The 14,242-nt window shown below is 41.6% G+C and carries 19 protein-coding genes and 1 tRNA gene; 3 read left to right on the plus strand and 17 right to left on the minus strand.

What is annotated here, in order from left to right; genetic code table 11:
- Position 1: 1 nt before the first annotated feature.
- Complete coding sequence (locus tag ICV89_RS10670) at positions 2–397, plus strand: GNAT family N-acetyltransferase (RefSeq protein WP_215308615.1); 396 nt, start codon at positions 2–4, stop codon at positions 395–397.
- Positions 398–416: 19 nt separating this feature from the next.
- Positions 417–1,064: a histidine phosphatase family protein gene (locus ICV89_RS10675; protein ID WP_215308616.1), complete on the plus strand. Its 648-nt coding sequence runs from the start codon at positions 417–419 to the stop codon at positions 1,062–1,064.
- A 45-nt stretch (positions 1,065–1,109) separates the two neighbouring features.
- Here ICV89_RS10675 and ICV89_RS10680 read toward each other — a convergent pair whose 3' ends face one another.
- The 11 genes from ICV89_RS10680 to ICV89_RS10730 form a co-directional block, all read right to left on the minus strand.
- Entirely contained in the window at positions 1,110–1,349 is a 240-nt protein-coding gene (locus tag ICV89_RS10680) for a hypothetical protein (protein WP_215308617.1), read from the minus strand.
- 73 nt (positions 1,350–1,422) lie between these two features.
- Positions 1,423–2,175, minus strand: coding sequence for a transporter substrate-binding domain-containing protein (locus ICV89_RS10685; protein ID WP_215308618.1), 753 nt, complete (start codon positions 2,173–2,175; stop codon positions 1,423–1,425).
- A gap of 99 nt (positions 2,176–2,274) precedes the next feature.
- A complete protein-coding gene (locus tag ICV89_RS10690) occupies positions 2,275–2,832 on the minus strand; it encodes a phasin family protein (protein ID WP_215308619.1) in 558 nt (185 codons plus the stop codon).
- Between the two features lie 164 nt (positions 2,833–2,996).
- A complete protein-coding gene (locus ICV89_RS10695) occupies positions 2,997–3,557 on the minus strand; it encodes a peroxiredoxin (RefSeq protein ID WP_215308620.1) in 561 nt (186 codons plus the stop codon).
- A 30-nt stretch (positions 3,558–3,587) separates the two neighbouring features.
- Positions 3,588–4,154, minus strand: coding sequence for an SRPBCC family protein (locus ICV89_RS10700; protein WP_215308621.1), 567 nt, complete (start codon positions 4,152–4,154; stop codon positions 3,588–3,590).
- A 27-nt stretch (positions 4,155–4,181) separates the two neighbouring features.
- The gene (locus ICV89_RS10705) at positions 4,182–4,700 is read right to left on the minus strand and encodes a DUF1003 domain-containing protein (RefSeq protein WP_215308622.1); all 519 of its coding nucleotides are present in this window, start codon (positions 4,698–4,700) and stop codon (positions 4,182–4,184) included.
- 130 nt (positions 4,701–4,830) lie between these two features.
- The gene (locus tag ICV89_RS10710) at positions 4,831–5,514 is read right to left on the minus strand and encodes a haloacid dehalogenase type II (protein ID WP_215308623.1); all 684 of its coding nucleotides are present in this window, start codon (positions 5,512–5,514) and stop codon (positions 4,831–4,833) included.
- Positions 5,515–5,671: 157 nt separating this feature from the next.
- Positions 5,672–6,196 (minus strand): superoxide dismutase family protein, encoded by a 525-nt coding sequence (locus ICV89_RS10715; protein ID WP_215308624.1) that lies wholly within the window; start codon positions 6,194–6,196, stop codon positions 5,672–5,674.
- A 217-nt stretch (positions 6,197–6,413) separates the two neighbouring features.
- On the minus strand, positions 6,414–7,520 hold the full coding sequence (locus tag ICV89_RS10720) for a patatin-like phospholipase family protein (RefSeq protein WP_215310408.1): 1,107 nt from the start codon (positions 7,518–7,520) through the stop codon (positions 6,414–6,416).
- 147 nt (positions 7,521–7,667) lie between these two features.
- Positions 7,668–8,105, minus strand: a complete 438-nt coding sequence (locus ICV89_RS10725; protein ID WP_215308625.1) for a CBS domain-containing protein — start codon at positions 8,103–8,105, stop codon at positions 7,668–7,670.
- 165 nt (positions 8,106–8,270) lie between these two features.
- Positions 8,271–8,669 (minus strand): MAPEG family protein, encoded by a 399-nt coding sequence (locus ICV89_RS10730; protein ID WP_215308626.1) that lies wholly within the window; start codon positions 8,667–8,669, stop codon positions 8,271–8,273.
- A gap of 352 nt (positions 8,670–9,021) precedes the next feature.
- Between ICV89_RS10730 and ICV89_RS10735 the strand changes: the two genes are divergently transcribed.
- Entirely contained in the window at positions 9,022–9,498 is a 477-nt protein-coding gene (locus ICV89_RS10735) for a Dps family protein (protein ID WP_215308627.1), read from the plus strand.
- A 91-nt stretch (positions 9,499–9,589) separates the two neighbouring features.
- On the opposite strand, the gene ICV89_RS10740 is transcribed toward ICV89_RS10735, so the two are convergent.
- The 6 genes from ICV89_RS10740 to ICV89_RS10765 all read right to left on the minus strand — a co-directional run bounded on the left by ICV89_RS10740 (position 9,590) and on the right by ICV89_RS10765 (position 14,236).
- On the minus strand, positions 9,590–10,195 hold the full coding sequence (locus ICV89_RS10740) for a DUF6803 family protein (RefSeq protein WP_215308628.1): 606 nt from the start codon (positions 10,193–10,195) through the stop codon (positions 9,590–9,592).
- 57 nt (positions 10,196–10,252) lie between these two features.
- The gene (locus tag ICV89_RS10745) at positions 10,253–10,522 is read right to left on the minus strand and encodes a hypothetical protein (RefSeq protein ID WP_215308629.1); all 270 of its coding nucleotides are present in this window, start codon (positions 10,520–10,522) and stop codon (positions 10,253–10,255) included.
- A gap of 211 nt (positions 10,523–10,733) precedes the next feature.
- Positions 10,734–12,608 carry an acyltransferase family protein gene (locus ICV89_RS10750; RefSeq protein WP_215310409.1) on the minus strand — a complete coding sequence of 625 codons (1,875 nt, stop codon included), beginning with the start codon at positions 12,606–12,608 and terminating at the stop codon, positions 10,734–10,736.
- 147 nt (positions 12,609–12,755) lie between these two features.
- Positions 12,756–12,831, minus strand: a tRNA-Phe gene (locus ICV89_RS10755).
- Between the two features lie 152 nt (positions 12,832–12,983).
- Positions 12,984–13,166 (minus strand): hypothetical protein, encoded by a 183-nt coding sequence (locus ICV89_RS10760; protein WP_215308630.1) that lies wholly within the window; start codon positions 13,164–13,166, stop codon positions 12,984–12,986.
- Between the two features lie 44 nt (positions 13,167–13,210).
- Entirely contained in the window at positions 13,211–14,236 is a 1,026-nt protein-coding gene (locus ICV89_RS10765) for a tyrosine-type recombinase/integrase (protein ID WP_215308631.1), read from the minus strand.
- Positions 14,237–14,242: the final 6 nt, after the last annotated feature.

Below are 14,242 nucleotides of genomic sequence, written 5' to 3' on the forward strand. Positions count from 1 at the left end.
AATGATTACTTATACCGAGCACGCAAGTATTAGCCCAGAACAGGCTATCGACCTCTATATTCGATCCACTCTTGGGGAGCGCCGTCCAATCGATAGTGCCGAAACCTTTGCAGCAATGCTTGCCAATGCGAATCTGACTATTTCAGCATGGGATGGTGAAAAACTAGTCGGCATCAGTCGCAGCCTAACAGACTTTGCCTATGTGGCTTATTTAGCCGACCTTGCTGTAGATGAAGATTACCAGCGACAGGGAATAGGAAAGCAGCTCATTGAAGAAACTCGGAAGCGCTTGAAGCCTAGCTGCATGATTGTGTTACTTGCAGCTCCGAAAGCAAATACCTACTATGAGCACCTGGGCTTTGAGCACAATCCACGCGCTTGGACCATGAAAAAATAATTTCACTGAATACCGCAATATGCCGACCACAAAACTCTGCCTTATTCGCCATGGCGAAACTACCTGGAATGCTGAAAGGCGCCTGCAAGGACATACTGATATTCCACTGAATGCAAAAGGCATTCTGCAAGCTCGCCAAATGGCACAAGCACTTAAGAATGCAAATCTCATATTCGATGTTTTATATACCAGCGACCTTAAAAGAGCGGCTGATACTGCAAATGCTATTGTTGAATTATTTGGCATAGAGGCAAAAGTTGATAGCACTTTACGAGAGCGCCATTTTGGCGCGCTTCAGGGACTCTCTATTCAAGAGGCGCCATTAGTACAACCTGCAATTTGGCAAGCCCATATTGCTCGTGACTTAGAGCATGAACTCGAAGGTGGTGAAAGTATTCAGCAATTCGCATTGCGTGTTCAAACTGTTTTAGACAAAATACAAGCGCAACATTCAGGAAAAACAATTTTGCTTGTTAGTCATGGCGGCACGCTCGACATGATGTATCGAATTGCTAGCAAGCAAGCTTTAAGTACAGAGCGGGTAGCCTCAGTGCCAAATGCTTCACTAAATTGGATTACACATCAGCAAGATGATGGTTGGTCAATCGAGAGATGGGCCGATACTCGCCATCTTGAAGGCCCTGCACTAGAAGGTGTAGATCTTTAAGCAAAAAATCACCCGTAGGTGACTTTTTGCTTATCTAGTAAAAGTTTACTTTCTAATATGAGCGTGACGAGCAGCGTCTTGTGACATGCCTTCACCCTTTGGCTTACCTTCAAGTGCTTCTTTTTCTGCAGTAATTTCTTTACGGCGCTCTTTGCAAGAACCAGCAATCTCTTGCAAAGCTTTACGAGCTCTTGCTGCAGAAGCTTTAACTCCTTTTCCGTGGAATTTTTCATTCTCTGATTGGTACACCTCAAAAGCAGCCATTAGCTTGTCATGATGGGACATATTTTTCCTTATAAATGATTGAAATAATCGACTTAAGAAACACTTTAACCCAATCTATATGAATAATTTCAATTTATTGAGTCCAGCGATCAATAATAGCCTTTAACTTTTCTGGTCCGAGCTCAGCAAGATACAGGTTAAAGTCATCACGCAGCTTGGAACCTTTCTTGAAGGCAAATCCGAGGCTATCAAAACCTACTACTTGATAGCTGCTACTCACTGGGAGATTCAAAGTTTTTTGATAATTGACCAGCATTACGTTATCAACAAACACTAAATCTACATTACCGTTTTGTAATGCAATTAAAGCTTCTGTTGGCGACGGATATAGCTTTACTTGCTCAACCGAGTAATAGCCTTTTGGCTGTAGTACATTTTTCACATAATCATCAAATACGCTTCCTGTTGGATAGGCAATTGTGTATTTGTTGAGTTGTGATAAATCAGTTATTTTGATATTGCGGTTTTTTAAACCAATCAACTGCCAAGTGCTAGTGAAATATGGATTGGAAAAATCCATCACTTCTTTGCGTTTATCTGTAATTGAGATTCCAGAGAATGCAACATCAGCCTGGCCACTACTTACAGCGCCTAGCATTCCCAGCCAATCGTAGGCGGTTGTTTTAAATGTGCAGCCTCTCGATTTACAGTAGCCCTCGAATATCTCTAAATCTATACCTGAATATTTTCCATCCTTTTCAAAAAGCATTGGAGGAATCGCAGGAGATATGGCAACCTTAATCAGATTGGATGGCTCTTCTTTGGAGCATCCCCCAAGAAGAACGAGGCTTAGTAATAGTGCGGCTGTTATGCGCTCAAGTCTCATGGTGTACTCAAAAAATGTATTTAAGGAATTATCTTATCAAGAATTGAATCAAAAAAACCCCGCATATACGGGGTTTTTTATTGATAAGTGAACCGCTAATTACTTGGTGCGACTTTTTGCCGCTTTAGAAGTCTGACTAAATTGCCCCTGGGAGTTCTTCATTGCAGTTTCTACACTTTTCTCAAAATTTGCAAATGCATCTTGAGCACTTGAGCGTACTTGGTCAAAGTTTTGCATTGTTGTATTGAATGCTGCTGTAAAAGCGCTGACATATGCCTCTGACCCAGCAGGCGCCTTTGATGTAGCGGCAGCCACAAAACTTTTTAGGTCATCCTGTGATTGATCGATAGCGGCTTCTACAGCTGCAACCAGCTCTTGGTTTCCACGTCGCAGTACTGCAGCAACTTTTTTCTGATACGCAGCAACTTCAGCAACAGCCTCCTGTACTTCCGGGCTTTGCAGAAGGTCTAAGGCTGCTTTTGCATCTTTACCCTTCATTAACTCGGCTGCTTTAGCTTGTGCATTTGTCACGGCCTGTTGGGCAGCTTGGTAATTAATCTCTGCTAATTCTTGAGCATTTTCAAGGGCTGTTTGTCCTAGTGCGCGTGCGCTTTCTACGGATTTAGTTTGATTTTCTGTAAATTGATTTTTGAACATGATTTTTCCTATGAATGGTTATTTGTTGCACTGCACCATATTAATAGCTTATTTTGAGCTTAGCAAGGAAAAATTGCTGCAAAGCAACATTTCCTACCCCTAGCAGTCAAAACGTCAGGAAAATCTTGTTCGAGTGGGCAAAATACCTACTGCCCCAATAAAAATTAAGCGCTTCTATTTTTTAAATAATCAATCACCCAAGCCGGATCACTGTCGCTTGGAAAGATGGGGTAGTGAACAGCCTCGATCACGCCATCATTTGCGATCAGAGTGATGCGCTTTAATAGCGTCATCCCAGCAGCAACGAAGGTGGGCAAGCGCAAAGCTTGTTGAAATCGATATTCTTCATCACTTAAAACTGGAAATGGCAAATGCAAACGATCCGCCATCTCTTGTTGATATTCAGTGGATTGCACGCTCAGCCCCACAACATCCGCACCAAGCGACCGAAGCTCTTGATAGTGATCCCTAAATGAACAGCTTTGCGGAGTGCATCCCCTTGCCCCCGGGATTTGATCCCATCCATCCGGTAATGGAACGTTGGGCTGACCTGTCATGGGATAGCAGTAAATCACCAAACGCCCCTTAATTTCACCGAAATTAAATTGGCTATGGGCCGTTGTTTTAAGGGAAATAGCAGGCAAGCTCATGCCTATTAAGTGATCTGCGGCCCCATCATCTTCAGGGATAGGCAAGTCGCCAGGTAATTGATTGAGATTTGTCATAAATGTAATCTTAGCCTAGCAAACCATCATCTATCTACAATTTTTTAGCGGCGCCGACTTCTTCAGTGAAGCGACCTCGGCTATTGACTCAAACTGCCGACGCAAAATATTTTTAATGAAGAATTCGATGACTGCTGATGGCACTAAAGAGTTTGGCTCAATCTGGGCATCGTACTTAAAGGTAGTGAAATCTTTCTCGGGTAATAAGCGCCAACTTCCCTTGTAATACTTTGTGTCTCCGCTAAATTGCTCAAAAAGTAATGCTTTGTTGGGGATCTCTACGTACTCCAACTCAGAACGCATCTCAAATGGGATGAATAGAATTCTTTCCTCAAGCAAGCGAGCGACCTTTACTTTATTGCCTGATCTAGAGAGCACTTTTGAATCAACGATCCCGGGTAAATTTTTAGCACCCTCATAGTCAGTGATAAATGCAAACGCTTCACAAATAGTGATCGGCACCTCATAGCTTGCACTCACCTGAAAGCGATCGCCAGCTCTCGTGACGGCGACCTTTAAGTCATACCCATTGGATGACTCTTGTGCCAAGGCAATGCTGCACGATGCAATCAGAAAAAAATAAATGAGCCGCTTCATGTTGGTAGTTTAGTGGTATTAAATGGCCTACTTCTTACGAATGCCATCTAGCTTTTCACTTAAAGCCTCAACAGCCTTCGTTAAGGCGAATAGCTCTTTTTCTTTTAGTAGGTCAATTTTCTGGTGTAGAAGCTCAATCTCTAACTCCGCCTTCACATTGACCTCAAAATCATTGCTAGCCTGTTGACGATCTATCTCTGAAAGTCGATTCTGACTCATCATGATTGCTGGAGCGGTGTATGCAGCCTGAAAAGAAAGCATCAAATTAAGCAAAATAAATGGGTAGGGATCCCATGTATTTGTGTTGCTCATTGAGTTGTAACTAATCCAAGCAAAAATACATGCACTTTGAACTAAGATGAACTTCCACGAGCCTACCGTTTTTGCGACAACATCAGAAATTTTTTGGCCAGTCGTTAGCCCGGGAGCGTAACCCTCAACATGACTTGAGATATTGCGAGGAAAGCCTTTACGATGCTTTCGTCTGTGGACCCGAAGGGACTCTAGAATTTGTAGCTCTTCAATGGTGGGTGTAATAGCAGTCATAGTCTCTCCCTTTATATAGCTACTTTACGCTCATGGCGAGAGAGTCATACTAGTGCTTATTTATCGTCCAACCGCATGGGTCAGGCAGGGAATGCTACATCTCACTCCCGCCTGAATTCAAAACTCAGACTTAAATGGCCTCCAACACTTTACTTAAGGAGTTACCCTCGTAGTTTGGCTTTTCACCAATCTCTTCAAAGGGGTGACCCAAGCGATTGACCCAAAATACATCGAAGCCATACCACTTGGCCGCTAGAGCATCCCATGCGTTACTGGATACAAACAGAATTTCTTCTTTCTTGACGGGAAATGCTTTTAACAAAAGTCCATAGGCCTGAGGGTCAGTCTTAAATAAACGCACATCTTCAATCGTCACCACCTTATCTAGGTAAGGCTTTAAGCCGTTGCTCTCCACTACAGTAGCGAGCATCTCTCTGCTTCCATTGGACAAGATGGCCGTTGATAAACCTTGTTCTTTAATGGTTTTGAGAACACTCAAACTATCCTCAAAACCAGTCAGTTTTGCGTACTGATCCATCAGTCGCTTCTCATATTCTGCTGTGAGATTTAGACTCATCCGCTTACAGACATAACGCAAAGAACGAATCGTCAATTCCCAAAATGGCAGATAGTGTTTACTGCCATTGGGGTTGGGATCGCTCATAGTGACAAGGCGGGTGTACTCGATTTGACGATCGCGCCACATCAAGGCAAAGTCTTGACCATGCCCTGGAAATAATTCTTCTGCCAACTGCCCCATGGAATACACATCAAACAATGTGCCATAGGCATCAAAAGCAATTAACTTGTACATGCTATCTCCTGCTTTTTATTATGAATTTCTATTGTCGTTTAAAACAACATCTTTTGAGTCCAGCATTAAGCCCACAAATTAGAAAACCACCCGAAGGTGGTTTTAGTGTTTCTTACTATTCCGAGCTAAAGTCTATGAAGGCAGAGTTCAGCCAAAATTACTTAATCAAGCCGCACGCAATTCTTGGGCCTGAATTACCTGCTGGTTGTGATTTGTAATCATCGGGGTCACGATGTACAACAACAGACCTTCCCACAATTCCAGTTGGCCCATTATTAACAGCAAAGCCACTCAGTTTTGCAGAGTAAGTCGCATTGCCGTTTGCATCTGATTTGATATTTGGCATATCTCCAGCATGATTGGCTCCGCTTCCAGGCATTCCATGTGATTTTGTGTCTGGATTAAAGTGGCCGCCTGCGCTAGTAGCATCAGGAGCGGAACAATCTCCTTTTTCATGAACATGAAATCCTTGCTCAGCATTTGGCTTTAATCCGGAAAAGTTTCCAGTAACCAAAACATCATGCCCTTGCCATACAAAATTGACTGTACCTTTTGTATTTGAGCCTGAACGCGGCTCCAGGCTCGCAGACGCTTTTTGACCAGTGCCATGCTCCATTGACTGACAAGCTGCCAACAGTAAAACTGACATGGCGCCAAGTGCTAGGGAACTTTTTTTAATCATTGCTTGCCTCTTTATGTTTATGTTTATGTTTATGTTTATGTTTATGTTTATGTTGCTTCAGAATAGATCTTGTGCGGATACTCTTCAACCAAAACAAAAACCTTACTGTAAGTAGTCTTATTACGCTGACCTAGCAATCAGCATGAATCTGCCTAAAAAAACCACCCGGGGGTGGTTTTGGTGTCTCTGATTAGACCAAGGCTGCCAATACCTAATCCTATGCCCAAAATTCTTTAATTTTTGGTGCCTCAATTTTTGATCGCTCATAGCCAGTTCGCAATGCTCCAGTAATTTGCTTTGGATCAAGCAAGTCAACGCCTTTGGGTGTGCCGGCAACTATCCACTTTACTTTTGTGCCAACTGATTTAATGTCTTCAATATTTTGAGCAATGGGATGTGGAATAGTAGTTAATATTGCACCTGTTACTCCGTCAGTCAAAGTGATGATCAGAGCTCTTTTAGAGCCCGCCACCAAATCTACGTGCGCTGGATTAGAGCAAATGCCCCCATCCATGACATATCGTTGACCCAATAATGTTGGTCCAGCGACCCCAGGTAAGGAGCTGCTTGCGGCCGCACCATGCGCTAAGGGAATGCTATTTTTTCTAGCAGTTTGTTGCCCCACAACGATGCGTTCGCCCGTATAGCAATCAACACCAGTTGTATACATCCGACTTGTAGGCCAATCTTTTTTGCTATCGCCCGTTAACAGTCTGACTAAATTTTCAATCCGATCGCTGTTTAATTTATTGTTAGCTGCTAAAGCGGCATTGCCGATTATTTTGCGTGTCTCTATGCTGCCATCTGTTGCGCTCATGTTAATTTGGTCGGCCCTCATCTGACTTAAATTGGGCTTAGCTAGAGGCGCAATCTTGGCAAAAATCTCTGGAAATTTCCCGAAAAAATCAAACTCGCTTCGTAGGCGATTAAATTCGCCCGAAAGTAGCGATGAGCCCATATATGACCCGGCTGAAGTGCCAACAACCATTTCTGGAACTTGGGCCATATCTAGCCCCGCCTCAAGAAGGCCATGAAAAAATCCACAATACCAAGCGATGTAATATTCTCCACCACCACCAAGCACCAGTGTTCGATCCAAGCCGTTTGCTAATTTTGAAACCGTAGGCGTAGCAGCAATAGGAATTGCTAGACCATCGTTAGCAAATAATTTATTAGATATTTCGTTGGCCTTGGTTTGAATATTTGACTTTGAGGGTATTGGTTGCGCTGTAACAGAATTAGTCACAACCCCAGAAGCGCCAGCAATAGCTACAGCGCCAACAGCAGAAGTTTTTAAGAAATTACGGCGGGAAGATTCGGTCATACTTGCTCCATAGCTCTTTTATTGATTTATAGCAGATCCTCGTATAGCAGATCCTCGAATGAAAAAACCACTCGAAGGTGGTTTTGGTGTTTCTGGGTGGCTTGAGCCGGAATCGACCAAGGCCTGAAGATTTCTCTCTTCTAAATACTAAACACCATGGCCATTAATATAAGTTTCTAAAAACTTGATTTGACTGCCCTGAAGTTCAATGATGCTTTTTACTAGATCTCCAACAGAAATAACTCCAATCACTTTATTTTTTTCTACTACAGGGAGATGTCTAATATGTTTGTGAACCATTATTGCCATACATTCTTCTAGTGAGTTAGATGGCAATACAGTTAGCGGGTTTGCGGTCATTATTTTTGAAACGGCCACTTGTTTTGGGTTGTTGTGTGGCAACAATACCTTTATAGCGCAATCTCCTTGTGAAACAATCCCTACTAAAGCTCCATCATCTACGACCAAAATAGCTCTTACTCGATGATCGCGCATCAGCATCAAGACATTTTCTACAGTGTCAGATGATCGTACAGAAAAAATGGTATTTGCTTTTTGCTCAATAACTTGCTTTACTGTTGTCATAAAAATTTGCCTATTAAATTGAAATTTGAACGTAGTCGCTGATGCTTAATCATTTTTTATTTAAGTGAAATAATTATATTCTGAGACGTCCTCTTATCCAAGACGGGACTATTGAATTTCTTGGCTGCACAGGGCCAAATTTACTAGGGCCTAGAATGGCTGACCCTAAGTTATGCACTTATACAAAGCCCATCCCAGATTCAAAACAACTAATGTTATTAGCGTATAAAAAGTAAATTTCATACCAAGAACCCGCTTACTGAAATCGGGTGGTGGCACATTAATCCCTTTAGCATGAATTAACCGGCCAATAATTAAAGTGATACCAGGTATGGCAACCAACCACCAAGGAGCACCGTTTAACTCTAAGCATGCAATCAAAATAATTCCAAAAGGAACATACTCTGCAAAGTTCCCCTGGGCTCGAATCGCCCTCTCAAGATCATCAATGCCACCACTTCCTAAGCCAACCTGATTCTTTCTTCTCAAGCCAATGACGGCAAAAGAGAGCTTTACAAAGATGGCGGTTAACACAGAGGCAATGATTGAGGTGACTAATAGCATTTAGAGCTCCCGAGAGAATTCCTAGATATTAATCAGAAAAAGGGGGAACCGCCCGAGGGTGATTTATAGAATCTTGGCGGCCGGGGCGGAGGAGCGGGACTCACTCATCGATTTATTCGATTGCCTTGCCCAGTTAAATTCGTTGGACTGATATCCACATAAAGAACAAGATAACTACATAGCAATCAATAACTGATGGAGTTAAAAATGAAAGTTCAAAATAGATTAGCCTGGCATGGGCATAAGTTGACCACTGCCTAAGGCACCGCCCTATCTTTTGGTTACATAGTGGCGCATGATGAGCGGATGAGTAACTTCACATTAAAATTTTTACGAAAAACAGGGGCATAGAATGAGCACAAAAATAGATATTGGTATTAACGAAAAAGATCGAAAAGCCATCGCCAAAGGACTAGCAGAGCTTTTAGCTGACAGCTACTCTTTATATTTGATGACACATAACTTCCATTGGAATGTAAAGGGTCCGATGTTCAACACTCTTCACACTATGTTTATGGCTCAATATACAGAACAGTGGGCGGCACTTGATTTAATAGCTGAACGCATAAGGGCACTTGGGGAGCCAGCACCAGGCACTTATAAAGAGTTCTCAAAACTAACCTCAATTAAGGAAGTTGAGGGAACACCCAAGGCGATGGATATGGTTAAGTATCTTGTAAAAGCTCAAGAAGCAACGGCGAAAACTGCTCGCAAACTTTTTCCCCTGGTTGAAAAAGCAAACGATCAACCTTCAGCAGATCTTCTGACTCAACGACAAGATATACATGAGAAAACTGCTTGGATGCTGAGAAGTCTACTAGAGGAGTGATTACGAAAAAACCACCCTAAGGTGGTTTTAATGTTTCATGGGGGCCCGGGGCAGAATCGACCAGGGCCTAGAGCGCCAAATACTTAAGGCATTAATGGGTATGCCCTTGACTATTCATTGGCATCCGACCATTCATCATTTTCTGATGTTGCTTCATCATGTCACCATGCCCATCTGGATGGCAAAACTCATGATCCGAGTTACCACTCATTTGATGAGTATTGGCGCCCTTGTATCCCGGAATACTTGGATCAAGCATGCCGGCAATCATGGCGATGTGTCCAAACACCAAGAACAAGGCAACACATATCGCATGAATTTTTAACTTACCCATTTGGTCTAGTGCTCGATTAACTAAACCCAACTCTTGTAGGGCAATCCAGATCAGCGGCAATCCTGCGATGACATAAGTGCTGACAGCAATTACATCAATCACTGTTCTCCACTCGCCTGCCTGTGTAATGGGAATTATGGCGTTAGTCACAATGTAGTAAATGATCCCAACAAAGTAAACGCCTACAGCAATTCCAGAAAAGCGATTGAGGTAATAAACAGCACCGTCGAACTTGCGAGTAAATAGTAGATATAGTTCAGTAATAGCTAAAGTCTCTGCTAAGACGATTGGGATGGCCATAAAAATAATTAAATTCCAGGGCTGATTAACAGCCAATAACTCCATGTAGTGAGTCATGTTCATAAGATTTCTCCAATAGATTACGGTGGCTAGATGCCACAAAAATTAGTTAATACGTAGTTAACTAATCAGTCTTGGAGGTTTGAATATATGGCTTGGAACTGCCTCAACAATGAGTTGGGGCACTTGAGAAACAAAGTGATTTGAGAAATCTGGCTCAATATATTGGCTGGTAGATAAGTTTGCTACTACGCCCAAACAGCATTGATGCTGTGCTTGATGGTTGGTTGATTGCGACTTCTCAACATTCACATCACTTTTTGTATGGCAATCATGCTGAACTACATGCCCAGAATGAGCTTGTGATTTGAAGTCAGCAGATAAGGGCATGCTGCCCGCGTGGATCAGGCTGGCAAATAAACTAAAGCAAAGGGTGATACATATCCTTCTCATAATTCCATTCTACGCCCAACAAATAAAAAATCACCCGAAGATGGTTTTGGTGTTTCTTGGTGGCCCGGGGCGGAATCGAACCACCGACACAAGGATTTTCAATTATCCGCCTAAGCCAACTTTTGCAAGCCACCTTGGAAAGTTGACGCTATTCTTCAAATTTTTGGAATACCTGCTCAGAACCAATAGTCGTTAAGTACCCATTCGTCCTATAAAGCAGTCCTCCGTTAATTCTCATTTCACAGTCCTGCTCATTACAAACTTGTGGATAAGTGTCATATGATTTAATTTTTAACTCATTGACTAACTTTTTAAGATTTTCTCTACCAATAAAATATTGTCCATCAATATCTTTAACTTTTTGAGCGCACCCTACATTCAATACCGGACGGAAAGGCGGCATACCTACACACTCAATTGGGTCAAATGACAGATGCGGCGGCGGATATATAAAGATTACTTGTTTATTATTTTTTCTAAAAAATTCAATTGTCCTTCTCAACTGCGCTGTTATTAAATTTGTAATTTCAGGTTGAGTCATTGTTAATACAACAGCTCTTATATTCTTATCTTCAGCAACGCCATTAATTAATTTATTCATTTGCTCTGATTGCTCTGAATCATAGTTTTTGTCGGAGGACAGTTTAATCAATGGCTGCCTGCCAGGCCATCCAACCATAGCAAAGTTTTTTCCATCTTCTAAATATTTTTTTGCCAAACCGGAGTAGTCATTGTGAGCAATACTATCGCCAATCAATACTGTTTCTAATTTCTGAGTAACATTTGATAGCCTACAAAATGTTGGCTGATACTTAGCAAACATTATTAGGCAGCCTTCATCCGATTGCGGAGGGCGTCCGCCGTGTAAATCTAATACGTGCTTCTCCCTAAACTCTAATCCATTTCTAACATAGGCACTCCAGCCCTGTGTTCCCACCAATATCACTAAAAATAGTAATGTTATGGTTACTTTATTGCCCTTACGTCGTAATAGCTTTTCCCAGTACCGATAAGTTAGATAAGCTAAGGCTATAGAAATAATTATTAAAATTATTTTGTAAAACGCAGATAATTTTCCAGCAGTAATGATTTGCCCAAAACTTAATAAAGGCCAATGCCAAAGATAAAGCGGGTAACTAATTAATCCAAACCAAATTATTAATTTATTTGAAAAGATATTTTTATTTGCCCAACCATCTTTTCCTGCCGCAATAAGAAATACAGTGCCCAATGTAGGAAGCAATGCCCACCATCCGGGGAATGCACTCTTTTTATTTAAGGCGTAAATGGCAAGGGCTATTAAAAACAATCCTGCAACAGACAGGACGTTTGAATACTTAACACTAAATTTATTAGTGATACTTTCTTTTGTAAGGGACATGTATGCCCATACAGCACCAATTAGTAATTCCCAAAAACGACTAATAGGGGAATAAAAAGCGGCAATAGGATTGCTTCCGATTGTTAATACATTTGTAGCAAAAGATATGATGAGAATGAGTAGTACAACTTTGAGTACATTAAATTTTTTCTTAAAAGCAGCCCACAACACTAATGGCCAAAATATATAGAACTGCTCTTCTATAGCTAATGACCATAAATGTAGCAATGGTTTTGTATCAGAAGCATTATCAAAGTAACCACTCTCCCTCCATAAAGCAAAGTTCTGTAAGAAGCCAGCCCCAGCGGCAATGTGCTCACCTAACTGCTTATATTCTGAGGCGTATAAAGCAAACCAACCAAATGCGTAGCAAGTCAATAGCACTAAAAATAATGCCGGAAATATTCTTCTTATACGTCGGCTATAAAACTCAATAAAACTAAAAGAACCGCTTTGTAAATTTTCTAAAATAATTGTTGTTATTAGAAAACCAGATATTACAAAAAAAATGTCTACCCCAATAAATCCACCGCTAATTACATTTGGAAAGGCGTGAAAAGTCACTACAGATAAAACTGCTAACGCACGTAAGCCATCAATATCGGGGCGATACTTTTGGTGAAGTAAAAATAAATTTATGATTTTATGTTTTTAAAAAGTATGTAGTCTAACTTTACCCCACCCTCCGTCACTTAAATCGACGCTTCATGCCGGGGATGTCTAAGACTAATGGCGCCTAACCCTGCTAGAGCATAAAAAATAGCCAAACAAGTGGGCTATTGAGATTCTTGGTGGCCCGGGGCGGAATCGAACCACCGACACAAGGATTTTCAATCCTCTGCTCTACCGACTGAGCTACCAGGCCAAGAGTGGGAATTATAAATGAAACTGTGTTTTAGCCTAGAAAATGCGGAAAACTGGGTTTACTCTAGAGAAACGCTGTTGATCCTGTAAGGGTGCGGATGTTTCATCCTGTTTAACGGTGGACGACTGGCAGAGATATGGGAATCCTCTGCTCTACGGCTTTATGGTCTTAGCTTTTATTAAACTTTGCTGTGCCTTAGCGACCTGCTGACGCTGTCTTTCCGCTTTAACAGCCTGCTGACTGCGCTTAACTTGTAGCCTAAGCGCATTGATACGCTGCTGCTCAGGTGTTAGTGGTTTTTGTGGCTTGATTGTGGCGACTTCTTTGATCAGCATAAAGATATTTAGTAGTGCCATGCCAAACACGGCACTACCTACTCTTAAATTAATACCTTCAAAATCATGTCTCGCTTCTGTTCGAGTGTATAGCCTACTGTTCCATACATATTAAATTCACTGCCGCCGCTACTGTGTCCAGTAATGCTCTCAGCAAGGCGGGTGGGGATATCATTGCGAGCCTTCATCCTGTCAATAATGGCATGCCTAAACATATGACTCTTAAAGTCAAATACCTTTAATGTTTTTTTAATAATTTGTGAGCAACTTGAATTGCCATTATCCCTTGCGTAATGTGGCACAAACCATTCACTATTTCGCCTCTTCGCAATCTTGTATAACTCTTTCGCAGCATCCAAAGATACCCCGCATAATGGAACAGCTCTAATACTTGACTTGGTCTTTCTGTCACTTAAGGTATTTCTCCGAATCCATAGATGCGGTATGTCGTGATCTAGTACACAGTCTTCCAATCGAGCAAACAAGGGCTCGCTTAGTCTAAATCCAGTATTAAGCTGAATTAAGGCAACCAACTTGTGTGGGGTTGAGTTCTTTAACAAATGCTCTTTTACTTGTTGTATCAATTGAGTGGTAATGATTGGCATTGGACGCCTTGTTTCACCCTCACCCCTAATCTTTAATGCCCTAAATGGGCTTAGTCTATCTATATCCAAATGCTTAAAAGCAACATTGAGCATGGCGTTAAGGGTGTTGTTATGTTTACGAATACTTACAGGACTTAATCCTCTATTCAATTGGTAATCCCTATATTCAGTAATGTGCCAGTGCTTTAGCTCATCTAAAGTCAAGTCTCCAAAAAATTCTTTAAAGCTACGAAAGTGATAATTCGCATGTTTGACAAATGTAGGACGATGAGCAGATTTTGCTTCATTCATGTATATCTGAAAGGCATCTGTAATTGTAGGTAGCCTGCCACTTTTCTGTCTTGATAAATGCTCGCTAATAACTTTAGCAATGAACTCTTCTTCAAAGTTCATGCCGTTGACATTGATTAACCGCTCGATTTTATCGAAGACGATTGGGTTTGGTTTTATTACGATGCTTCGCATAGTTTT

It is taken from the genome of Polynucleobacter sp. Adler-ghost, from assembly GCF_018688495.1.
GTDB lineage: Bacteria > Pseudomonadota > Gammaproteobacteria > Burkholderiales > Burkholderiaceae > Polynucleobacter.